The sequence below is a fragment of the Pseudomonas sp. MRSN 12121 genome, assembly GCF_000931465.1.
Taxonomy (GTDB): domain Bacteria; phylum Pseudomonadota; class Gammaproteobacteria; order Pseudomonadales; family Pseudomonadaceae; genus Aquipseudomonas.
Map to the genome: position 1 here is coordinate 2,757,355 of NZ_CP010892.1, position 12,725 is coordinate 2,770,079.

14 protein-coding genes are annotated in these 12,725 nt (G+C 66.3%); 4 read left to right on the plus strand and 10 right to left on the minus strand.

The annotated features are described in order from the left end of the window. Positions 1-10 precede the first annotated feature (10 nt). A complete protein-coding gene (locus tag TO66_RS12670; RefSeq protein WP_044462638.1) occupies positions 11-403 on the minus strand; it encodes a hypothetical protein in 393 nt (130 codons plus the stop codon). 64 nt (positions 404-467) lie between these two features. Then, on the minus strand, positions 468-698 hold the full coding sequence (locus TO66_RS12675) for a hypothetical protein (RefSeq protein WP_044462639.1): 231 nt from the start codon (positions 696-698) through the stop codon (positions 468-470). Between the two features lie 535 nt (positions 699-1,233). On the opposite strand from TO66_RS12675, the gene TO66_RS12680 reads away from it, so the two are divergent. The 3 genes from TO66_RS12680 to TO66_RS12690 all read left to right on the plus strand — a co-directional run bounded on the left by TO66_RS12680 (position 1,234) and on the right by TO66_RS12690 (position 3,095). Beyond that, complete coding sequence (locus TO66_RS12680) at positions 1,234-1,683, plus strand: hypothetical protein (protein ID WP_044462640.1); 450 nt, start codon at positions 1,234-1,236, stop codon at positions 1,681-1,683. Then, entirely contained in the window at positions 1,680-1,877 is a 198-nt protein-coding gene (locus TO66_RS12685) for a hypothetical protein (RefSeq protein ID WP_044462641.1), read from the plus strand. Before TO66_RS12680 ends, TO66_RS12685 begins: the two co-directional genes overlap by 4 nt. Positions 1,878-2,066: 189 nt before the next feature. Beyond that, entirely contained in the window at positions 2,067-3,095 is a 1,029-nt protein-coding gene (locus TO66_RS12690; RefSeq protein ID WP_044462642.1) for an ABC transporter substrate-binding protein, read from the plus strand. A 79-nt stretch (positions 3,096-3,174) separates the two neighbouring features. Here the strand turns inward: TO66_RS12690 and TO66_RS12695 are convergent, their stop codons facing one another. Further along, positions 3,175-5,307 carry a TonB-dependent siderophore receptor gene (locus TO66_RS12695; protein WP_044462643.1) on the minus strand — a complete coding sequence of 711 codons (2,133 nt, stop codon included), beginning with the start codon at positions 5,305-5,307 and terminating at the stop codon, positions 3,175-3,177. 88 nt (positions 5,308-5,395) lie between these two features. After that, on the minus strand, positions 5,396-5,785 hold the full coding sequence (locus TO66_RS12700; RefSeq protein WP_044462644.1) for a DUF2946 domain-containing protein: 390 nt from the start codon (positions 5,783-5,785) through the stop codon (positions 5,396-5,398). A 97-nt stretch (positions 5,786-5,882) separates the two neighbouring features. On the opposite strand from TO66_RS12700, the gene TO66_RS12705 reads away from it, so the two are divergent. Continuing rightward, positions 5,883-6,320 carry a DUF3995 domain-containing protein gene (locus tag TO66_RS12705; RefSeq protein ID WP_044462645.1) on the plus strand — a complete coding sequence of 146 codons (438 nt, stop codon included), beginning with the start codon at positions 5,883-5,885 and terminating at the stop codon, positions 6,318-6,320. A 122-nt stretch (positions 6,321-6,442) separates the two neighbouring features. Here the strand turns inward: TO66_RS12705 and TO66_RS12710 are convergent, their stop codons facing one another. The 6 genes from TO66_RS12710 to TO66_RS12735 are packed head-to-tail and all read right to left on the minus strand — an operon-like array spanning position 6,443 to position 12,497. Further along, positions 6,443-6,811 (minus strand): Na+/H+ antiporter subunit G, encoded by a 369-nt coding sequence (locus TO66_RS12710; RefSeq protein ID WP_044462646.1) that lies wholly within the window; start codon positions 6,809-6,811, stop codon positions 6,443-6,445. Beyond that, positions 6,808-7,086, minus strand: coding sequence for a K+/H+ antiporter subunit F (locus TO66_RS12715; protein ID WP_044462647.1), 279 nt, complete (start codon positions 7,084-7,086; stop codon positions 6,808-6,810). The genes TO66_RS12710 and TO66_RS12715 overlap by 4 nt, the downstream gene beginning before the upstream one ends. Continuing rightward, entirely contained in the window at positions 7,083-7,571 is a 489-nt protein-coding gene (locus TO66_RS12720) for a Na+/H+ antiporter subunit E (protein WP_044462648.1), read from the minus strand. Before TO66_RS12720 ends, TO66_RS12715 begins: the two co-directional genes overlap by 4 nt. Next, positions 7,568-9,253 (minus strand): monovalent cation/H+ antiporter subunit D, encoded by a 1,686-nt coding sequence (locus TO66_RS12725; protein WP_044462649.1) that lies wholly within the window; start codon positions 9,251-9,253, stop codon positions 7,568-7,570. Before TO66_RS12725 ends, TO66_RS12720 begins: the two co-directional genes overlap by 4 nt. After that, positions 9,250-9,594, minus strand: a complete 345-nt coding sequence (locus tag TO66_RS12730; RefSeq protein WP_005789164.1) for a Na+/H+ antiporter subunit C — start codon at positions 9,592-9,594, stop codon at positions 9,250-9,252. Before TO66_RS12730 ends, TO66_RS12725 begins: the two co-directional genes overlap by 4 nt. Beyond that, a complete protein-coding gene (locus tag TO66_RS12735; protein ID WP_044462650.1) occupies positions 9,594-12,497 on the minus strand; it encodes a monovalent cation/H+ antiporter subunit A in 2,904 nt (967 codons plus the stop codon). Before TO66_RS12735 ends, TO66_RS12730 begins: the two co-directional genes overlap by 1 nt. Positions 12,498-12,725 lie beyond the last annotated feature (228 nt).

Genomic DNA, 12,725 nt, shown 5'->3' on the forward strand with positions numbered 1-12,725 from the left:
CGCCGGGGCGTCAGACCTCGCTGCCGATTACCGCGCTTTCGGCCTGGAACAGCGCCACCTGGGCCATCGACAGGGCGCTGCTGGCCGCCTGGGCCTGGGCCCGGGCGGCGGACAAGGCTTGCAGGTGCGCTGGCGTCCCGCGGTGCCGGGCCGCGCTCTGCACCATCGCCAGGCGGTCGTTGGCCTTGCGCAGGCGCTGCTGCAATTGTTCGATCTGTTTGCGCAGCAGCTTGATGCGTTTCTTTTTCGCTTCGAGCACGCCGTCGGGAACGGCATTGCGCGCACGGACAATCGCCGTGCGCAGGTCGAGCGGATCGTCGGCCGGACTGTCGCTGGCCGCCGTGCCCGGCAGGGCGAACTCGGCCAGGGACGGCAGGCGGGCGGAGGAGGTGAGGTCGATCATCGGCAGGTCCTACATGAAGGCTCGCCCCTGTATCGACCGGTCGGCGCGATCCTTGATCGGGGCGTCAAGGCTCCAGGGCGCCCTGGTCGACCGCCTGCTTGAGCGCCAGGGCGGCTTCCCGGGCGGCGGCCTCGGCCAGTTCCGCGGTCTTGAACCAGCGGTCCCTGGCCACCTGGTGGTGGCTGAGGCTTCGCAGGGGCGGCTTGGCGCGCAGCACGATCACGGCCTGGAATTCGCCGGCGACGTCGCGCGCCTCGCCATGGATGAAAAACTCGCCTATATCGAATTCGGTCATGGCTGGCTCCTGTGGGGGGAGGGAAGAGTACGGGTGGGCGGGGTCACGGCAGCATGGCGCTGATTGCTCTGGCGGGGACTGAGCCAGGTCATGCCGGCCGCGACTGGGCCCCGGATACAGGTTTTTTTCAACGATTTGCGGGCCGATGGGTTGGTCTGGATACATAAAGTTGCTCTAGAATTGCTTCCGGCAGTCAGAGATCGATCTTTACCTGCAGCATTCGCGTCCCGAACAAGGTGACGACAGGATCGCGCAACCTTGCCGATCAACAGTGAGTGTGCAGCTTTCTCGGCGGTTCGGAACCACTTTCTTTTGCGCTTGATGCGGGCCAGGCGGCTCGGTTGTCCTTCCGATCATTCTGGCGGGGGCATGCCGGGGTTTGCGCCTACGTGTTGGCGGGTGGGGCTTTTCATATCGTTTTCATGTGGAGTGACGGCGCCGTTTCACGGCCGCCTTTTTCTGCTGTCCGTCTTTTATGCGGACAGAGTCAATTTCAGCTTCGGGGACCTTTTCCTTGGCAGTAAGTAATCTGGATATGCATGCTTTGTTCGTATTGGGCGATTTACGCGCAAAGCTGGTGAAGCAGTTTCAATCGCGTTTCGTCTATATCGCCGAACAGACGCCCGAGGGCATCTACATCGCCGAGATCGACACCGAGTCGGCGATGGTCGTGGACGACAAGCCGCGCCTGGAACTCAAGGTCGGCGATCATTTCCGCGCGGCGGTCCTGCCCAGCCGTGAGGGCGGCAAGTTCGAAATCCGTTTTCGCGAGATCAAGCTGACCGTCTACGGCCTGGGCGAATACGCCTTTGTCGACACTGCCGACGGCCACGCCATCCTGTTCAAGGAAGGCCACAGCGTGGTGACGGTATTCGCCGCCCACCAGCAATTGCAGGAAGGCCTGACCAAGACCCTCAAGACCGTCACCGGCAAGGCCGCCAAATGGCGCAAGGGTGAGTTGGTGAGCTTCAAGGCCAGCGAGTGAGCCGCGCCGACTTCCACCGGCAGCACCAGGAGCGCGCCCACGCCGAAGCCCGGCGCCTTTTCGCGCGCAAGGCCGAGCTGCAAGGGGCCTGGCTGGCTTGGGTGGCCTCGCAGCTGTATGCGCTGGAGCCGGCGGAATACGCCAGCATGGTGCGCCGCGAGTTGCAGCAGTTGCAGGAGCAGGCCGGACACTGAGACGCCCGTCTCGAAAGCAGGAACCTCTACTACAGTCAGATGACTTAACTAAGTCCGTACGAAAAATGGCAGTGCCCTGGACGCCTTCCTGGCGACACCGGGCCTGCCGCGTACGGTCTCTGTCAGAGGCTGGCGATCGTCGATCGCGACCATCCTGCTAACGCTGCGAACGGCACGAGGTGCACGGGCATGAAAGGATTGCGAACACTGCTGGGCGGCGCGCTGCTCGGCCTGGGGTTGGGTTTGGGCCTGGTGCTGGCGCCGGCCGGCGCCTCGGCGGCACAGGCGCCGATCCACTTTGCCGACCTGAACTGGGAAAGCGGCAGCCTGATCACCGAGATCCTGCGGACCCTGGTCGAGCAGGGTTATGGCCTGCCGACCGATACCTTGCCCGGCACCACCATCACCCTGGAAACCGCGCTGGCCAGCAACGATATCCAGGTCATCGGCGAAGAATGGGCCGGACGCAGCCCGGTGTGGGTCAAGGCCGAAGCCGAAGGCAAGGTGGTCGCCCTGGGCGACACCGTGAAGGGCGCGACCGAAGGCTGGTGGGTGCCGGAATACGTGATCAAGGGCGACCCGGCCAAGGGCATCGAGCCGCTGGCGCCGGAGCTGCGCAGCGTCACCGACCTGGCGCGCTACAAGGACGTGTTCAAGGACCCGGAAAGCCCGGGCAAGGGGCGCTTTCTCAACAGCCCCATCGGCTGGACCTCGGAAGTGGTGAACAAGCAGAAGCTCAAGGCCTACGGGCTGAGCGACAGCTATGTGAATTTCCGCAGCGGCTCCGGCGCGGCGCTGGACGCGGAAATCACCTCGGCGATCCGGCGTGGCCAGCCGATCCTGTTCTACTACTGGTCGCCAACGCCGTTGATCGGCCGTTTCAAGCTGGTCCAGCTGCAAGAGCCGCCGTTCGACGCCGAAGCCTGGAAGACCCTGACCGACGCGAGCAACCCCAACCCACGGCCCACGCGTTCGCTGGCCTCGAAGCTGTCCATCGGCGTGTCCATGCCCTTCCAGAAACAGTATCCGCAGATCGCCGCGGTCTTCGCCAAGGTCGACCTGCCGATCGAGCCGCTGAACAAGGCGCTGGCCGAGATGAGCGAGCAGCACACGCCGCCGCGGGAGGCGGCGCGGGCGTTTCTCAAGGCCCATCCGCAGGTGTGGCAGGCGTGGCTGCCCGAGGATGTGGCGGGCAAGGTGAGGGCGAGTCTGGACTGACACCGCTGTGGTGATGCCGAGGACGCTATCGCGGGCAAGCCTCGCTCCTACGTAGGAGCGAAGCTTGCCCGCGATGCTTTTAGAAGCGGCTCTGCACCGCCAGTTCGAAGGTCCGTGGCGTACCCAGGTAATAGGCCGGCGACACATGGGCGAACTCGGCGTACACCTCGTTGGTCAGGTTGCGTACCCGCCCGGTGATGGACGTGTGGCTGTCGAGCTTGTAGGTCAGGAAAGTGCCGTACAGGGTGTAGGAAGGCACGGTCATGGTATTGGCCGTGTCGGCGTACACCGAGGCCACATAACGTGCATCCACCCCGGTCTGCCACTGCGGCGCCAGGTCATAGGTCAGCCACAGGTTGCCGACCCGCTCCGGCACGTTGGTCGGGGTATTGCCCTTGCGTGACACCACCACGCCCGCGGCATTCTTCTCGGTGAACTCGTCGTATTGCGCATCGACCCAGGCGAAGTTGCCTTCCAGCAACAGTTTCGGCGTGACCCGCAGCGAGCTGGCCACCTCGATGCCCTTGGAGGTCTGCTGGCCCACCGGGATGCTCAGGGTCGGGTCCAGCGGGTCGGTCACCGCGAAATCCTTGCGTTCGATGCGGTAGGCCGCCAGGGTCGCCGAGCCGCGGCCGTCCAGGTAGTCGAATTTGCTGCCCACTTCCCATTGCTTGCCCGTGGAGACATCGAAGTCCTGGGTGCCGTTGGGCTGCTCGGCGGCGGTGCTGTATTGCACATAGACGTTGGCGGTGGGCAGGACCTGGTAGGTCAGGCCGACCCGCCCGGTCAGCGGTTCCCAGCGGCGCTTGAGGTGCCGCGGGTTGCTCGCCGTCACCTGGCGGTGGTTGGTCACGTCCAGGTCGATGGCGTCGTAGCGCAGGCCGCTGAGCAGGGTCAAGCGCTCGGTCAGGGCCAGGCGGTTCTCGACGAACAGCGCCTTGGTGGTGACCTCGTTGGTCTTGTCGGCGACAAAGCCCTGGCGGGTGCCCGGCAGGTCGTAGAAATGCCCCGGCCGGTAGTCGTTCGGGTCGACGCTGTTGGCCGCCTTGACGTTCAGCGGCGAGTTGGTGGTGCGGTTGATCTTGTACTCGAAGCCGCCGGCCCAGGTGGTGTCGAGGCCGAAGAAGCGGGTGTCGTGGCGCAGCTCGAACTGGTTGCCGTTCTGCTCGCCCTGGTGCCGCACCTGATAGGCCGTGGAGCGGTTCACCGCACTGTTGTCGGCGTTGTACTGGTAGGTCTCCAGGTTGCGGTAGTCGCGCTGGCTGTCCAGGTGGTAGAGGGTGTTGCGCAGGTTGGTGCTGTCGTTGATCCGGTAGTCGACGATCGAGCGTACCCAGATCGTGCGCTGCTCGTAGCGGCCGTCCTCGACGTTGTAGTTGTTGAAGCGGTTGTGCTTGTCGATCTTCAGCTCGCCGGCCTTGGGGTTGAGCACCGGGGTGCCCCAGTACGGGCTGTCCTCGTGCTCGTCCTGGTATTCCAGGGCCAGGGTGTGGGACAGGTCCGGCGTCAGGTCGCTGAGCAGGGAGAAGGCCGCGCTCCAGGCATCGCGCTCCTGGCGGTCGATGTAGCCGTTGCTGGTGTTGTGGCTGACGTCGAGGCGGGCGTAGTGCTGCACTTCGTCGCCGGCCTGGCTGAGCGCATGGTTGAGGCCGAAGGCGGTCTCGGTGGTGTCGTAGGTGCCGTAGCTGACCCGGCCCTCGAGGGAGCGCTCCTGGCGGTCGGCCAGCTTGGTCACGTAGTTCAGCGAGCCGCCCACGGAGCCGGCGCCGTTGACCAGCGAGGAGGGGCCGCCGAGCAGCTCGACCCGGTCGTAGATCCAGGCGTCCACCGGCCGCGCCAGTCCGCCGGAAACGTTGACGCCGTTGAACATCTGGGTGATCTGGCTGCTGGTGAAGCCACGGTACGAGACAAAGCCGCCGAAGCCCGGCGGGGCGCTGGCATTGACCCCGGGCAGGGTGTTGGCGGCGTCCTGGAAGTTCTGCGCGCCGCGCCGCTCGATGTCGTTGCGGTTGGCCACGGCTACCGAGGCCGGGGTTTCCCGGACACTCAAGCCCAGGCGCGAGGCCATGCCGCTGGACTGGTCCAGGGCCAGGCCGGGTTCGGCCGGCTGGTCGCCATCGATGGTGATCGGCGCCAGGTCGACGCTCGATTGCGCCCAGGCGGAAACGGACAGGCAGCCGCACAGGCTGGCCAGCAGGGGAATGTGTTTCATCGGTACGTCCTGAATTCTTGGCTAGGAAGCAACCCACGCGCTCATGCCGTGCAGGGCACGGGGCGGGCTGATAGAGAAAGCGAAAGGCTCAGGCGAGAACGGGCGGCGCGCGCGGATGGGCCGCGGGCCAGGTGGAGCGGGCGGGGAGGTCGGTGTTGGACAGCGGCGCCAGTGGCGGGCCGTGGTGCGGCGGCAGCACCGCCAGGGTCAGGCTGGAGTTGAATGCCGGGCCCATGCCGCCGGTGGAGCACAGCGGGCAACCGAAGGCCTTGGACAGGGTCGGCAGCGACTCGTCGGCCGGAATCGAGGAGGCCGGCGCCTGGGTGCGCGGATCGACCGTACAGAACTGGCCGCCAATGCCGTTGAGTTGCTGGCCGACCATCTGCCCGTGGCCGATGCTGCAGGCGAACACGTTGAACAGGACGCAGCAATAGAGCATCCAGGCAACGAGCGAGCGATCGGTTCGGGCGAATTTCATGGGGCGGCACTTTAGCATTGCAAGCGACGAACGTACTTACAAAAACGCTCGGGCGGGTCCATTCTTCAGCAACATTTTTTGCCATGGACGATTGCATATGAATGTCTTGATCGCGCAATGGATGGCGGCAGCCTTCTTGCTGATCAGCCTGATCCACCTGTACTGGGCCGCCGGCGGCAAGCGCGGCAGCGAAGCGGCGGTGCCGCGGGTGCCGGGCAGGCGGCCGGGCGAGTGGCGGCCGCTGTTCAAGCCCGCGGGGTTCGCCACCCTGCTGGTGGCAGTGGGGCTGCTGCTGATCGCCATGCTGGTCTGCCTGCGGGTCGGGTTGTACCTGCCGAGTGTGAGCCACCCGTCGCTGCAATGGACGATCAGCGCGATTGCCGTGCTGATGTTCGCCCGGGCCATCGGCGACTCGAACCTGGTGGGGTTCTTCAAGGAGGTCAGCGGCTCGCGGTTCGCCCGGCTGGACACGCTGTTCTATTCGCCCCTGTGCGTGGTGCTGGGGACGGGGTTGCTGGTGGTGGCCTGGAATTGAATCGCTGAGCGCCAAAAAACATCGCGGGCAAGTCGGATCGCCGCCCGCTCGCTCCTACAGGGCCCTGAGCTTTGTAGGAGCGAGGCTTGCCCGCGATGGCGTCTGTGGAGACGCCGCCGAATTCAACTGCCGCTTTCGCTACGCCGGCTGCTGACTTCCGCCGGCACGTCGTGGCCGGCCATGCGCTTGCGGAACAGCGCCGCCCGCGCCAGCAGCAGGGTGGTCACCGGCACGGTGATCGACAGCAGGATCGGAATCAGCCAGGCGTGCAGCACCGGCGCCGACTTCAGTCCCGAGAAGTACAGGATCGACGCCAGGGCCACGCACCAGGCGCCCAGGGTCGAGGCCAGGGCCGGCGGGTGCATGCGCTGGAAGTAGTCCTTCAGGCGCACGATGCCCAGCGCGCCGATCAGCGCGAAGGTGCCGCTGAGCACTAGCAGGATCGCCACCGGTATCTCGATCCATAACGACAGTTCACTGACGGCATTCATTCGATCACCTCGCCACGCAGGAGGAATTTGGCCAGGGCGAACGAGCCGACGAAGCCGAACAGGGCGATCAGCAGCGCCGCCTCGAAATAGGTGTCGCTGGCATAACGGATGCCCAGCACCAGCATCATCAGCATCGCCAGGATGTACAGGTAGTCCAGGGCCAGGACCCGGTCCTGGGCCGAGGGGCCGCGGAACAGCCGGACCAGGGTCAGGACCATGGCCACGGAAAACAGGAACAGGCTGAACAGGATCGCGTTGGAGAGCAGGGCACTCATTCGAAGATCTCCATCAACGGACGCTCGTAGGTGGCCTTGAAGTGCTGGATGAAAGCGACCTCGTCGTCCAGGTCGAACACATGCAGCAGCAGGATGCTGCGGTCCAGGGACAGCTCGGACCAGACAGTGCCCGGCACCACCGTGGTGATGGTCGAGAGCGCCGCCAGGCCGTTGGCGTCGCGCAGTTGCAGGGGGATCTTGACGAAGCGCGAGCGCGGCGGGCGCCGCCCGGCGTTGAGCACGCCCCAGGCCACGGCCAGGTTCGACAGCAGCACATCGCGGCCGACCACCAGCAACAGGCGCAGGATGGTCGCCGGGCGGCGGATGCGGATCGGCAGCGGGCGCAGCGGCCGCATCATCAAGGGCGCGCAGAAGCCCAGGAGCGCGCCGAGCAACAGGTTGCCCGGGCTCACGGACTGGTTCAGCACCAGCCACAGCAGCCACAGTGCCAGCGACAGCCAGGGGGCGGGGAACAGGCGCTTCATGGCTGCACCTCCTGCACGGCCGCCTGGGCTTCAGGGCTCGGCACCGTGCGGGTGCCGAGCACGGCCATTACGTATTGCTGCGGATGGTCGAGGCTGTCGGCGGCGGCCTGGGTAAAGCGCAACAGCGGCTCGGCCTTGACGGTCAGCAGCATGCACAGCCCGAGCAGGGCGATGATCGGTACGCACTCGAAACGCCGCAGCAGCGGCGACGGCCGCTCCTCCGGGGTCCAGAAACGCTGGATACCCACTCGGGAAAAGGCGATCAGCGACGCCAGGCCAGAGAGGATCAGCAGGGCCAGCAAGCCCCAGGCGGCGCCCGACAACGGCGCGTCGCTGGCCGTGCCCAGCCCGCTGGGGTTGAGCAGGGCGCCGATCAGACTCAGCTTGCCGATGAACCCGGACAGCGGTGGCATGCCGATGATCAGCAGGGCGCAGGCAATGAAACTCAAGCCGAGGAAGGCCATGGTCCAGGGAATCACCTGGCCGACCACGGCCTTCTGTTCGTCGTCGAGGTTGGTGCCCGGCGGCGGTTGCAGCGATTCCATGGGGCGCGGCAGGGTTTCGCCTTCGTCGTCCAGGGGGATCTCGTTGGCCGAGCGCGAGCGCTCGATCAGCTCCGCCAGCAGGAACAGCGCACTCATCGCCAGGGTCGAGCTGACCAGGTAGAACAGCGCGCCGGCGATCAGGCTGGGCTGGGCGAAGCCGATCGCCGCCAGGAGGATCCCGGCTGAGACCAGGATGCTCAGGCTGGCCATGCGCTCCAGGCGCTGTGCGGCGAGGATCGCCAGGGCGGCGCAGACGATGGTCGCCATGCCGCCGTAGATCAGCCAGTCGCCGCCGAAGTAGGCCGAGGCCCCGGCCTGGCCGGAAAACAGCAGGGTCCACAGGCGCAGCAGGGTATAGACGCCGACCTTGGTCATGATCGCGAACATGGCCGCCACCGGCGCGCTGGCCGAGGAATAGGCCGGCACCAGCCAGAAGTTCAGCGGCCACATGCCGGCCTTGGCCAGGAACGCGGTGGCCAGGATCGCCGCGCCGGCGTGCAGCAGGCCGCGGTCGGCTTCCGGCACCAGCGGGATCTTCAGCGCCAGGTCGGCCATGTTCAGGGTGCCGGTGACGCCGTAGATCAGCGCCGCGCCGATCAGGAACAGCGACGACGCCAGCAGGTTGATCGCCACGTAGTGCAGGCCGGCGGACACCCGCGCCCGGCCCGAGCCATGGAGCATCAGGCCATAGGAGGCGGCCAGCAGCACTTCGAAGAACACGAACAGGTTGAACAGGTCGGCGGTCAGGAACGCACCGTACAGGCCCATCAGCTGGATCTGGAACAGCGCGTGGAAGCTGGCCCCGGCGCGGTCCCAGCGGGCCATGGCGAACAGCAGGGCGCTGACGCCGATGATCCCGGTGAGGACCAGCATCAGCGCCGACAGGCGATCGACCACCAGCACGATGCCGAACGGCACCTGCCAGTTGCCCGGCAGGTAGACGCCGACGGAGCCGGGCACGCCGCTCTGCTGGGTCCAGTACAGCAACAGCACGGCGATACCGAGGCCGAGGAGGCTGGAGAACAGGTTGATCCGGGCCTTGAGCGGGCGGCGTTTCTCGCCGAGCATCAGCATCACCGCGGCGGTCAGCAGCGGTAGCAGGATGGGGGCGACGATCAGGTGCGGCATCAGGCTCATTCTTTCGGCTCCCGGCCATCCACGTGGTCGGTGCCGGTCAGGCCCCGGGAGGCCAGCAGGACCACCAGGAACAGCGCGGTCATGGCGAAGCTGATGACGATCGCCGTGAGCACCAGCGCCTGGGGCAGCGGGTCGGTGTAGTTCAGCAGATCCTGGGGCACGCCGTCCTTGATGATTGGCTCCTTGCCGATGAACAGGCTGCCCATGCTGAAGATGAACAGGTTGACCCCGTAGGACAGCAGGCACAGGCCCATCACCACCTGGAAGGTCCGCGGCCGCAGCACCAGCCAGACGCCGGAGGCCGCCAGTACACCAATGGCGATTGCAATGACTTCTTCCATCAGGCGGCTCCTGGCTTGGCTTGGGGTTTGGCTTGCGCGCGCACCGACTGGTGCGCCAGCGCCGTGAGGATCAGCAGGGTCGAGCCGACCACCACCGCATACACGCCAATGTCGAAGAACAGCGCGCTGGCGATATGGATATCACCGAGCAGCGGCAGGTCCAGGTGCAGGGTGTGGGTGGTCAGGAACGGGTAGCCGAAGCCCAGCGCGCCAAGCCCGGTGAGGGTGGCGAACAGCAGGCCGGTGCCCATCCAGCGCGGCGGCCGCAGGCTCATCTGCGCCTCGACCCACTGGGTGCCGGCGACCATGTACTGGAGGATGAACGCCACCGACATCACCAGGCCGGCGACGAAGCCGCCGCCCGGCTGGTTGTGGCCGCGCATGAACAGGTAGAACGACACCACCATGGCGATCGGCAGCAGCAGGCGCACCAGCGCCGCCGGCACCATCATGAAGCCCAGGGCGGTGTCGCTGGCCTGGCGCGGGTTGACCAGGTCGGTGACCACGTCCGGCGCCAGCAGGCGCTGCTGGGCTGGCAACTGCATGCTTTCCTTCGGCGGGCGGAAGCGGCGCAGCAGGGCGAACACGGTCAGGGCCACGGCCACCAGCACGGTGATCTCGCCCAGGGTGTCGAAGCCGCGGAAGTCCACCAGCATCACGTTCACCACATTGCTGCCGCCGCCTTCGGGCAGGGCGCGGCTTAAGTAGAACGAGGAAATGTCGTTGGGGGTCTGGCGGGTCAGCATGGCGTAGGACAGCACGGCCATGCCCAGGCCGACGGCGATCGACAGCAGCAGGTCGCGCAGGCGTCGGGCGCGGGCCTTGGGCACGCTGCCGGGCAGCGGCGAGACCTCCTCGATCCGCCGCGGCAGCCAGCGCAGGCCGAGCAGGATCAGCACCGTGGTCACCACTTCCACCACCAGTTGGGTAAGGGCCAGGTCCGGGGCGGAGAACCAGACGAAGGTCACGCAGGTCATCAGTCCGCAGACACTGACCATGGTCAGGGCCGCCAGGCGGTGGTACTTGGCCTGCCAGGCGGCGCCCAGGGCGCAGGCGATGGCCAGCAGCCAGAGGGTGACGAAGACGATCGAGCCCGGGATCTTCGGCCGGTCGCCCCAGCTCAGGCTGCTGTGCAGCATCGGGATCAGCCCCACCAGGACCGCCACCAGCACCAGCAGGAACAGCTGGGTCTGCAGGCGCTTGGTGCTGATGTAGCGCTCCAGGCGCCGGGTCAGGCGCATCATGCTCACCAGGCTGCGCTCGAACAGGCGCTTGCCGTTGAAGCGGCCCACCAGCGGCGGATAGGCGAAACGCCCGCCCACCAGCGGCTTGCGCAGCAGCAGGTAGAGCACGATGCCGCAGGACATGGCGATCAGGCTCATGATCATCGGCGCGTTGAGGCCGTGCCAGATCGCCAGGCTGTATTCCGGCAGCGTGCCGCCGACCACCGGCTGCGCGGCGGCGGCCAGCAGCGGGCCGACCATCTGCGCCGGGAAGATCCCCACCAGCAGGCAGGTGAACACCAGCAGTTCCACCGGCGCGCGCATCCAGCGCGGCGGCTCGTGGGGCGTGTGCGGCAGGTCGGTGGCCGGTTCGCCGAAGAACACGTCCACGGTGAAGCGCAGGGCGTAGGCGACGCTGAAGGTGCCGGCGAGGGTGGCGATCACCGGCAGCGCGGTCTCGACCCAGGCGGTGGAATTGATGAACACCGTCTCGGCGAAGAACATTTCCTTGGACAGGAAGCCGTTGAGCAGCGGCACCCCGGCCATGGAGGCGCTGGCGACCATGGCCAGGGTCGCGGTGAACGGCATCAGCTTGACCAGGCCGTTGAGCTTGCGGATGTCGCGGGTGCCGCTTTCGTGGTCGATGATGCCGGCGGCCATGAACAACGAGGCCTTGAAGGTGGCGTGGTTGAGGATATGGAACACCGCGGCCACGGCGGCGAGCGGGCTGTTCAGGCCCAGCAGCAGGGTGATCAGGCCCAGGTGGCTGATGGTCGAGTAGGCCAGCAGGCCCTTGAGGTCGTTCTGGAACATCGCGCAGTAGGCGCCCAGCACCAGGGTCGCGGCGCCGGCGCCGCCGACGATCCAGAACCATTCCTCGCTGCCGGACAGCGAAGGCCAGAGGCGCGCGAGCAGGAACACCCCGGCCTTGACCATGGTCGCCGAGTGCAGGTAGGCCGAGACCGGCGTGGGCGCGGCCATGGCGTGGGGCAGCCAGAAATGGAAGGGGAATTGCGCGCTTTTGCTGAGGGCGCCGATCAGGATCAGCGGGAGCAGGATGGGGTAGAGGGCATGGGCTCGGATGGTCTCTCCGGCAGCCAGGACCTTGTCCAGGTCGTAGCTGCCGACCACATGGCCGAGCAGCATGACCCCCACCAGCAGGCACAGGCCTCCGGCGCCGGTGACCATCAGCGCCATATAGGCGCCGCGGCGGGCGTCGGAGCGGTGGTGCCAGTAGCCGATCAACAGGAAGGAGAACAGGCTGGTCAGTTCCCAGAAGAACACGATCTGGATCAGGTTGCCGGAGATCACCAGGCCGAGCATGGCGCCCATGAACGCCAGGAAAAACGCGAAGAAGCGCGGCACCGGATCGTCCGGCGACATGTAGTAGCGCGCATACAGCGACACCAGGGTGCCGATGCCCAGCACCAGCATGGAGAACAGCCAGGCGAAGCCGTCCATGCGCAGCACGAAGTTCAGGCCCAGGCTGGGCAGCCAGTTGAACTCTTCGCGAATGACCCCGCCATGGGCGATCTGCGGGTACATGAGGGCCACGGCCACGGTGCCGGCCAAGGCGACCAGGCCGGCCAGCAGGGACTCGGTATTACGTGCGTTGTGCGGCAGCAAGGCCGCCAGACAGCTGCCGATAAAAGGCAGAAGCAGTAGAACTATCAGGGACATAGGCTTCTAATCTGCGGGAATTTGTGATGCATCATACGTGCCGACTCTGCGATCACCAACCTTGAAGCTGTGGCAGGATCCTACAAAAATCCCCCGGCGGCCGCGGGCAACCCGCCGGCCAATGCCTGCTTGCCCGGGATGCGAGAAGCACGCGGTAGCGCTCAACGGGGGCGCCGGGGCTCTTTTTATCAAGATGTGACATCGAGCATTTTTCGCCGCCTGCAAGTT

Bases quoted from the DNA above. Each gene is read 5' to 3' on its own strand.
- TO66_RS12735 (WP_044462650.1), bottom strand. From the start codon at position 12,497: ATGTCCCTGATAGTTCTACTGCTTCTGCCTTTTATCGGCAGCTGTCTG.
- TO66_RS12700 (WP_044462644.1), bottom strand. From the start codon at position 5,785: ATGAAATTCGCCCGAACCGATCGCTCGCTCGTTGCCTGGATGCTCTAT.
- TO66_RS12725 (WP_044462649.1), bottom strand. From the start codon at position 9,253: ATGAGCCTGATGCCGCACCTGATCGTCGCCCCCATCCTGCTACCGCTG.
- TO66_RS12705 (WP_044462645.1), top strand. From the start codon at position 5,883: ATGAATGTCTTGATCGCGCAATGGATGGCGGCAGCCTTCTTGCTGATC.
- TO66_RS12730 (WP_005789164.1), bottom strand. From the start codon at position 9,594: ATGGAAGAAGTCATTGCAATCGCCATTGGTGTACTGGCGGCCTCCGGC.
- TO66_RS12690 (WP_044462642.1), top strand. From the start codon at position 2,067: ATGAAAGGATTGCGAACACTGCTGGGCGGCGCGCTGCTCGGCCTGGGG.
- TO66_RS12670 (WP_044462638.1), bottom strand. From the start codon at position 403: ATGATCGACCTCACCTCCTCCGCCCGCCTGCCGTCCCTGGCCGAGTTC.
- TO66_RS12675 (WP_044462639.1), bottom strand. From the start codon at position 698: ATGACCGAATTCGATATAGGCGAGTTTTTCATCCATGGCGAGGCGCGC.
- TO66_RS12710 (WP_044462646.1), bottom strand. From the start codon at position 6,811: ATGAATGCCGTCAGTGAACTGTCGTTATGGATCGAGATACCGGTGGCG.
- TO66_RS12715 (WP_044462647.1), bottom strand. From the start codon at position 7,086: ATGAGTGCCCTGCTCTCCAACGCGATCCTGTTCAGCCTGTTCCTGTTT.
- TO66_RS12720 (WP_044462648.1), bottom strand. From the start codon at position 7,571: ATGAAGCGCCTGTTCCCCGCCCCCTGGCTGTCGCTGGCACTGTGGCTG.
- TO66_RS12695 (WP_044462643.1), bottom strand. From the start codon at position 5,307: ATGAAACACATTCCCCTGCTGGCCAGCCTGTGCGGCTGCCTGTCCGTT.
- TO66_RS12680 (WP_044462640.1), top strand. From the start codon at position 1,234: ATGCATGCTTTGTTCGTATTGGGCGATTTACGCGCAAAGCTGGTGAAG.